The 7,952-nt window shown below is 41.3% G+C and carries 7 protein-coding genes and 1 pseudogene; 6 read left to right on the top strand and 2 right to left on the bottom strand.

Translation table 11 applies throughout. The features are described from left to right. The 5 genes and pseudogenes from ACXM1Q_RS08245 to ACXM1Q_RS08225 form a co-directional block, all read left to right on the top strand. Nucleotides 1-193, top strand: a 193-nt coding sequence (locus ACXM1Q_RS08245; RefSeq protein ID WP_458517658.1) for a hypothetical protein, incomplete at its 5' end; no start/stop codon positions are given. Continuing rightward, nucleotides 132-629: pseudogene (locus ACXM1Q_RS08240) on the top strand (AAA family ATPase); the annotation flags it as partial. The gene ACXM1Q_RS08245 and the pseudogene ACXM1Q_RS08240, both read left to right, overlap by 62 nt. Next, nucleotides 629-1,360: an ABC transporter permease gene (locus ACXM1Q_RS08235; RefSeq protein WP_458517657.1), complete on the top strand. Its 732-nt coding sequence runs from the start codon at nt 629-631 to the stop codon at nt 1,358-1,360. The pseudogene ACXM1Q_RS08240 and the gene ACXM1Q_RS08235, both read left to right, overlap by 1 nt. Nucleotide 1,361: 1 nt before the next feature. After that, nucleotides 1,362-2,447 (top strand): sensor histidine kinase, encoded by a 1,086-nt coding sequence (locus ACXM1Q_RS08230; protein ID WP_458517656.1) that lies wholly within the window; start codon nt 1,362-1,364, stop codon nt 2,445-2,447. Between the two features lie 2 nt (nt 2,448-2,449). Continuing rightward, nucleotides 2,450-3,046, top strand: coding sequence for a response regulator transcription factor (locus ACXM1Q_RS08225; protein WP_458517655.1), 597 nt, complete (start codon nt 2,450-2,452; stop codon nt 3,044-3,046). A 61-nt stretch (nt 3,047-3,107) separates the two neighbouring features. On the opposite strand, the gene ACXM1Q_RS08220 is transcribed toward ACXM1Q_RS08225, so the two are convergent. Next, nucleotides 3,108-3,842, bottom strand: a complete 735-nt coding sequence (locus ACXM1Q_RS08220; RefSeq protein ID WP_458517654.1) for a hypothetical protein — start codon at nt 3,840-3,842, stop codon at nt 3,108-3,110. 137 nt (nt 3,843-3,979) lie between these two features. Continuing rightward, nucleotides 3,980-6,628: a bifunctional acetaldehyde-CoA/alcohol dehydrogenase gene (gene adhE / locus ACXM1Q_RS08215; RefSeq protein WP_458517653.1), complete on the bottom strand. Its 2,649-nt coding sequence runs from the start codon at nt 6,626-6,628 to the stop codon at nt 3,980-3,982. A 170-nt stretch (nt 6,629-6,798) separates the two neighbouring features. Between adhE and holA the strand changes: the two genes are divergently transcribed. Beyond that, complete coding sequence (gene holA, locus ACXM1Q_RS08210) at nt 6,799-7,872, top strand: DNA polymerase III subunit delta (RefSeq protein ID WP_458517652.1); 1,074 nt, start codon at nt 6,799-6,801, stop codon at nt 7,870-7,872. Nucleotides 7,873-7,952 lie beyond the last annotated feature (80 nt).

The following is a 7,952-nucleotide window of genomic DNA, read 5'->3' as shown; positions in this document are numbered from 1 at the left end:
CGAAAAGCTCACAAGCTTCTGTTCGAGTGTGCCCTTCCTGAACGAAAGACAGCACACGTTTTCTAAAATCAATGCTATATGTCATGGTTCTATTTTATCACGTATTATAAAGTGGAACAACTATAACTCAAAAATTATCGGGCGGACAACGGCGCTTTCTGGCTTTTGTGTTATGTTTGGTTGGGAAACCTAGGGTGTTATTTTTGGATGAGCCTACTGCAGGTATGGATACCAGTACCAGGAAGCGTTTTTGGGAAATTGTGGAGGAGCTGAAAGCTCAAGGACTGACTATTTTTTATTCGAGTCATTATATTGAAGAAGTAGAATATACGGCAGATCGAATTCTTATGATTCATAATGGGAAATTGTTACGGGATACAAGACCAGAATTGATGAGAATTGAGGAACAGGTTAAGGTTGTCACCTTGGCAAGAACTTGGATGGAAATCTTATCTCCTCATCTTTACTATGAATTAGAGGATAAGGGAGAGTATGTCCACTTTAAGACTCAAAATATTGAAGAAGTCTGGGAGGAGTTATCAATTCAAGGCTGTCGAATTTCAGATATTGAAATTCAGAATAAGAGTCTGTTAGATATTTTATTTGAGCAAACCAAGGAGGAGAAGTGATGAAAGCTTTAGTAAAAATTGAAACCTTGAAACAGCTGCGTAGTATCTGGATTTTTGCGATGGGTGTTGGGATACCACTCCTCTTCTTTCTAATTTTCTCCTCAACTATTGATTTGGGAGATTCGAAGCTCCAAGCAGTTTTTGTTCGAAACTACATGTTGACAATGACCTCGTTTTCCATGTCTAGTTTTGCTTTATTTACATTTCCTATGATGCTACATGAAGATCGAAAAAATTACTGGATAGATTTTCTTAATAATTCACCAATTTCAAGTTCTCATTATTATCTGTCTAAAATCTATCGGGTATTTCTGACTTACTTGGTGTCCATTTTGCTAGTGTTTTCAGTGGGAGCTTTAGTGCGGGGTGTTTCGATGTCCCCTTGGGAATGGGGAGGTGCGGCCTTTTTACTGGTACTAACGTCAATCGTTTATTTAGCTATTGGACTGTTGCTTGGTTTGTTACCATCGGAGCAATCCATGTCCGTTGTGGGCAATTTATGCTTCTTTCTTCTGGCTATTTTAGGAGGCTCTTGGATGCCTATTTCGGTATTTCCAACATGGGTTCAGAAAATTTGTGAGTTTACCCCAGGCTATCATGTCAATCAGGTGGTTCTTAGTTTTGCGGAAGATGCTCAATTGAACTGGCAATCCTTGATATTTGTTGCCATCTATACCTTTATCTTTTTAGCTATAGTACAATATAGTAGACAGAAGAAAGAGGAATGTTAGGATGTTCGAAAAACGTAAAGTTAATCCGATGTATTTTACTGGGCTTATTTTTCTTATCTTTCCTATTGTATATGCTTGGGGTGATATTGAATTTCCTTTTATAGTTGGATCCTCTCTTTTGTTTGGTTTTTTCTATATTTCCTTGCTTTATACGCGAAATCCCTTGTATGAGAAGGTTGCTTGGTTTTACATGCTGTTCTATGTTCTTTATACAACATTTGCGAGTAATATTCAGTCTTCCTTGTTTCTTTTCAATCTTTCAAATCTACTGACCTGGCACTATACGGAAGATCGCTGGACTTATCGAACGATTTCTTACATCCTAACTTTGATCATTTGTCTGAGTTGGGCTATCATGGGTCCTTTTACTTGGGAGACTGTAGTCTTTATGTTTGTTCTTCATTCTTTTGCTTTGTTTATGTTTTATGGCGGTCGTCAGGAGGTGGCAAAGGAACAAATGGAAAGGCAGTTGCAGGAACAGAATGCTTCCATCAATCTTCTCATTGCTGAAAATGAGCGAAATCGCATCGGTCAAGATCTACATGATAGTCTAGGTCATGTCTTTGCGACGCTGGCTATAAAAGCAGAATTGGGACTCAAGCAATTGGAAAAAGGGAATTTGTTGGCGGTCCAACAAGAATTGGAAGATTTACAGGCTACTAGCCGTAAGAGTATGATGGACGTCAGGAACATTGTGAATCAGCTGAAGTTTCGGAGTTTGGAGGAAGAACTGCAAGATTTGCAAGGGGTATTTGAAATGGCTGGTATTGTGTTACAAATCCAAGAGGAGTTGGAGGTATCATATCTCTCACCAGTTCTCCAATCCAATCTTACTATGATGGTAAGGGAGTTAGCGAATAATGTCATTAAACATGCAGAGGCCAGCCATGTTTGTCTACGTTTTAAGGATTTAGGTGATCAGTTTGTAGTGGAGATGGAAGATGATGGTAAGGGCTTTTTAAATCAGACGGATACGGAGCTTGTTTCTTTGCGGAATCGCTTGTCGCTGATTCATGGAAAAGTGACCATAGAATCAGCCAGTCGACCAACCCTCGTTCGTCTGACTCTACCTTTTAGAAAGGAGTAGCCATGAAACTGTTAGTTGCAGAAGACCAATCGATGTTACGGGATGCTTTGTGTCAGTTATTGCTTTTGGAAGATGAAGTTGAGCGGGTGTATACCGCCAAGGATGGTCGAGAAGCTATTGAACTACTCCAAAAAGAAGAAGTAGATGTTGCTATTTTAGATGTTGAGATGCCATATGTAACGGGCTTGGAAGTTTTGGAGTGGATTCGTAAACAGCATGAGGTGCGCGTGATTATTGTTACGACCTTTCGGCGAACTGGCTATTTCAAAAGAGCTTTGGCAGCTCAGGTGGATGCCTATGTACTTAAAGAACGATCCATTTCAGATTTAATGGCGACGATTCGTAAGGTTTTACAAGGGCAAAAGGAGTATTCTCCAGAGTTGATAGAGGAAATGACTCACTCGACCAATCCTCTTAGTTCTCGTGAAATTCAAGTTTTAAAAGGAATTGCCCGTGGCCTCTCTAATCAAGAAATTGCTCAGGAACTTTATTTATCCAATGGAACTGTTCGAAATTATGTGACAAGTTTGATGACAAAACTTGGGGCTAATAATCGTACGGATGCATTGATTATAGCCCAGAAAGCCAATTGGATTTAGAAAATACTAGACAAAAACTGCAGTCGACTTGGATTCTGAGTGTCCAAGCTTACTGCAGTTTTTAGTTGGTATTTTTTCTTTCAATGGTTAGGTTGATTTTGACGATGGTGTCTCCTTTTTTACGACCTTGCCACCAGTGGCGTAGGTGTAGGAAAGCTAGTGTTAGAAGGCAAGTTGGATAGAGAAAGACGCCGATAATGACAACGGATTTCGTTTGCTCGATGAAGTTGAGGATGAGGGTTTGGGTGGCCAGGAGTACACTATTGTCCTGGATATAGGATTTAATATCTCCAATCATGTTTTGGAGGTCTCCGAGTTTTTGGATGGGACTATTAGCAATGATGGCTTGAATATCTCTTGAAATTTTTTCAAAATCTAAAGTTATGAAATCTTGGTAATGATTTAGGAGACCTGTAAAAGTGGACCAGCTGAGAAAGATGCTTAGACCAATGAGAGCTAGGGAACCCCAAAATAGGATCCGATAAGTATAGAAGAAGGCTCTCGAGTGAGTTTTGAAACTTCGAACCATGAGCCCATTGGCAATAAAAAATAGGAGTATCACGAACACCAATAGAGTGATTCCTGTGATGAGAAGAGCTCCTGCGCGCTGTACCCAGTCCTGAACTAGTTGATCGTGTATAATTGCTAGCAGTGTCCAAGATTGAAAGCGAAAAAGTCCTTGAACTTGATTGTTCAAATAGTTGAATAATAAAAGTGGGGTTAGGGTCATGCTGACGAGGTTTAAAATGCTCCAATGGTAGGGGGTAATCGATTGGATTTTTTGATGGATATTCATGAAGAACCTTTCTAGTTGGTGGATCTTATGGCCAAGTGATTTTCGTAGATCAATGGGCGACAGAACTCACGGTATTGTAACACAAGTTCAGTAGGTTAACAAGAAAAACAGACCGTTTCCGATCTGTTTTTACTGTTTTATTTGATACGTCCTGGACGCTCTTTGTAACCATAGTAGGCGTCTTCAATGATTTCTTGCATATGATCAACTAAGGCCAAGCGAGGGTTGGCAGGAGTACATTGATCTTCGTAAGCTAGGAGAGCTAATTCACGGGAGTACTCTTTGAGTTCTTTTTCGTCAATGCCTTGAGCTTTGAGGTTCATCTCGATACCGATGCGTTCACCAAGGTCATAAACAGCTTGAGCATAAGCAGCTACCGCTTCTTCCGGAGTAGAGCATGGAAGTCCTAGCATCCGAGCGATGTCTTGATATTTCTCATCGGCTTTGTAGTAGTTGTATTTAGGCCAAGTTGCTGTTTTGGATGGGCGTGTACCGTTATAGCGGATGACATATGGCAAGAGAATTGCATTCGTCCGGCCGTGAACGGTGTGGAAACGGCCACCAATCTTGTGAGCCATGGAGTGTGAGATACCGAGGAAGGCATTGGCGAAAGCCATACCTGCAATGGTTGAAGCGTTATGCATTTTCTCACGAGATGCAAAGTCGGCATTTTTTACTGAACTTTCCAAATTTTCAAAGACTAGCTTAATAGCTTGGAGAGCTAATCCATCTGTATAGTCATTTGCTACAGTTGACACATAGGCTTCTGTTGCATGGGTTAAGACGTCCATACCTGTATCTGCCGTAACATGGGCTGGAACAGTCATAACCAAGGCTGGGTCAACGATAGCGACAGTTGGTGTGAGTGAGTAGTCTGCGATTGGGTATTTACGGTTATTGGCTTTATCGGAGATAACCGCAAATGGAGTTACTTCAGACCCAGTACCAGAAGTGGTTGGGATGGCAATGAATTTTGTTTTCTTGCCGAGTTCAGGGAATTTGAAGGCCCGTTTGCGGATATCCATGAATTTCTGAACCAGGTCATGGAAGTCCACTTCAGGTTGCTCGTAGAAGAGCCACATAACTTTGGCTGCATCCATTGGAGAACCACCACCAAGAGCAATGATGGTATCTGGTTTGAAGCTACGCATCATTTCAGTTCCCTTATAGACTGTTGTGATGTCTGGATCTGGTTCAACATCCGCAAAAATTTGGTAAACGACGTTGTTGCGACGGAGGTGGAGTTGTTCCAGGATTCGATCCAAGAATCCGAGTTCAACCATTGAATGGTCAGTGACAATCATGACCCGTTCTACGTCACGACATTTTTGGAGGTATTGGATGGAGTCACGTTCGAAGTATGTTTTTGAAGGAACTTTAAACCACTGCATATTATTTCTACGTCTTCCTACTTTTTTGATGTTCAAGAGATTGACAGCACTAACGTTGTCACCGATAGAATTGCGACCGTAGGATCCGCAACCGAGAGTGAGAGATGGTAGGAAGGAGTTGTAAACATCTCCGATTCCGCCAAAGGTAGATGGAGAATTCCAGATGACCCGAATGGCTTTAACCAATTGTCCAAACTCTTTGGCAAGATCTGCATCTTCAGTATGGATAGCAGCGGAGTGGCCTAGTCCATCGAATTCAACCATTTGACGGGCTTTTTCAAGACCATCTTCACGAGAGTCTGCTTTCAAGACAGCGATAACTGGAGACAGTTTTTCACGTGTAAGTGGCTCTTTTGGTCCAACGTGAGATACTTCAGCTGCTAAAATATTGGTTCCTTCTGGAACAGAGAAACCTGCCTGTTCAGCAATCCATGTCGCTGGTTTTCCAACGATAGCGGGATTCAATTTTGCAAGGGCACAGTTTTTACCGTTTGCTTTAGCTCCGAAGCAGAATTCTTCCAGAAGTGCTTTTTCTTTTTTGTTTACAAAATAAGTATGATAGGATTTGAACTCGTCCACAAAGTCATTGTAAACTTCTTTATCAATGATAACAGCTTGTTCAGAGGCACAAACCATCCCATTATCGAAGGATTTAGACATGACAATGTCGTGAACAGCTTGGCGAATATTTGCGGATTTTTCAACATAAGCAGGTACATTTCCAGCACCAACTCCTAAGGCAGGTTTGCCACAAGAGTAGGCTGCACGAACCATGGCATTTCCCCCTGTAGCAAGGATTGTTGCGATTCCATCATGATTCATGAGAGCAGCTGTAGCTTCCATAGATGGTTGTTCAATCCATTGAATACAGTTCTCAGGAGCACCAGCTGCGATGGCTGCATCTCGAACAATGCGGGCAGCATGAGCAGATGATTCTTGAGCGGATGGGTGGAAAGCGAAGATAATTGGATTTCGAGTTTTTAAGGAAATTAAGGCTTTGAAGATAGCAGTTGAAGTAGGGTTAGTGGTTGGTGTGATTCCACAGATAACCCCAACTGGTTCGGCGATTAAAGTAAGGCCGGTAACATCGTCTTCCTCGATAACACCAACTGTTTTGGTGTGGCGCATATTGTTGACCACATGCTCGCAGGCAAAGAGATTTTTAGTAGCCTTGTCTTCAAAGACGCCACGGCCAGTTTCCTCATAGGCATGCATAGCTAGGATTCCGTGTGCATCTAGGGCCGCAACAGAGGCTTTGGCCACAATGTAGTCCACTTCTTCCTGATTGAGTTTGCGCATTTCCTCAAGAGCAATCAATCCCTTAGTAACCAAGGCATCAACATGGGCTTGAGCCAATTTTTCTTTTTCTTCTTTTGTGACAGTTTTCTCAGTCATACTTCTCTCCTGACATTTGTTAATCTTTTCACATTTCATATTATAACGAATTCGTTTTCATTTGTAAAGTTTTTCACAATATTTTTTGAAAAAATTTTTGAAATAGGCTGGAACAGGGAAATTTTGCTGAACAGGGAAATTTTGCTAGAATAGAAGAAAAAGGGGGCAGCATGACAGCAATTCGACAAGTAGAAAAAATGACAGCAGAGGATTTTCCAGCCTTAACCGTGGTTGCTGGAGAAGATGTGGGGCAGTTTTCCTTATTAAAGGAAGAGGTGCTTCGTAAAATCGGCTTTGATCCAGCTGATTTAAGTATGAGTCGTTTAGATATGCGGGAAACTCCTTATCCACAAGTACAAGAAGAATTGGAGAGTCTGCCTTTTTTTGCGGAAAGTAAGTGGGTGGTTTTAGATTCATTTTTGGATTTGACAACAGGACGGAAGCGTTATTTATCAGATGAAGAACTGAAACAGTTTGAAGATTATGTACAGAATCCGAGCTCTGATACCAAGGTCATTATTTTTGCAGAAGGAAAGTTGGACGGGAAGCGCCGTTTGGTGAAGCTGCTCAAACGCCAAGCGCTATTATTAGAAACCAAGGAGCTCAAAGAAAAAGAGTTTCGTTCTTTTTTACAGGAAGAATTAGGAATGAGAGGTTGGAGGCTAGGTACAGATTTACAGGATGTTTTACTGGAGAAATCGATGCTTAATGTCAGCCTGCTTCGTCAAAATTTAGCTTTTCTGGAAGACTACAGTAGCTTGGATTCTTTGACGGTTGAAAGCTTGCGCCAGCTGCTTCCGAACACGCTGCAGGATAATTTATTTGACTTATCTAGCCTCCTCTTGCAAGGAAAGTTGGAGGCAGCTAGATCTTTGATGGCGGATTTGCGTCTTCAGGGGAAAGATGATATTCAAGTTCTTGCGCTGTTAATCAGCCATTTTCGTCTCTTTCTCTATGTGCGGTTCCTCGGTCCCTCTACTGAAGTAAACTTGGTGACTGAATTGAAAAATCTAACGGGTACTAGCTACAATCCTTACCGAGTTCGATTTGCCCAAAGAGATAGCCGAGCGCTCTCAACCAGTTATTTGCGAACTATCTATGAAAAAATGATTCAAACGGATTATGATATGAAAACGGGACTCTATGATAAGGCTTATTTGATGGATCTTTTGATGATTGAGATGGTGCAAGGCCTCAAGCACGACAAACGCATGAAAGATTCTAGTAGATTTATTCCCTACTAGAATCTTTTTAAATTAGTACCCTTAAAAATTTATCGAATACCATACTCAAATGGAACTTCTTTCGTCTCATACTCATATCT

The organism is Streptococcus sp. 10F2 (assembly GCF_054331515.2).
The sequence above is the reverse complement of the archived record's forward strand: the minus strand, read 5'-3'. Positions and strand labels throughout refer to the sequence as shown.

What these genes read in the sequence shown, in the direction of transcription:
- ACXM1Q_RS08235 (WP_458517657.1), top strand. Translation starts at nt 629, where the DNA reads ATGAAAGCTTTAGTAAAAATTGAAACCTTGAAACAGCTGCGTAGTATC.
- ACXM1Q_RS08230 (WP_458517656.1), top strand. Translation starts at nt 1,362, where the DNA reads ATGTTCGAAAAACGTAAAGTTAATCCGATGTATTTTACTGGGCTTATT.
- ACXM1Q_RS08225 (WP_458517655.1), top strand. Translation starts at nt 2,450, where the DNA reads ATGAAACTGTTAGTTGCAGAAGACCAATCGATGTTACGGGATGCTTTG.
- ACXM1Q_RS08220 (WP_458517654.1), bottom strand. Translation starts at nt 3,842, where the DNA reads ATGAATATCCATCAAAAAATCCAATCGATTACCCCCTACCATTGGAGC.
- adhE (WP_458517653.1), bottom strand. Translation starts at nt 6,628, where the DNA reads ATGACTGAGAAAACTGTCACAAAAGAAGAAAAAGAAAAATTGGCTCAA.
- holA (WP_458517652.1), top strand. Translation starts at nt 6,799, where the DNA reads ATGACAGCAATTCGACAAGTAGAAAAAATGACAGCAGAGGATTTTCCA.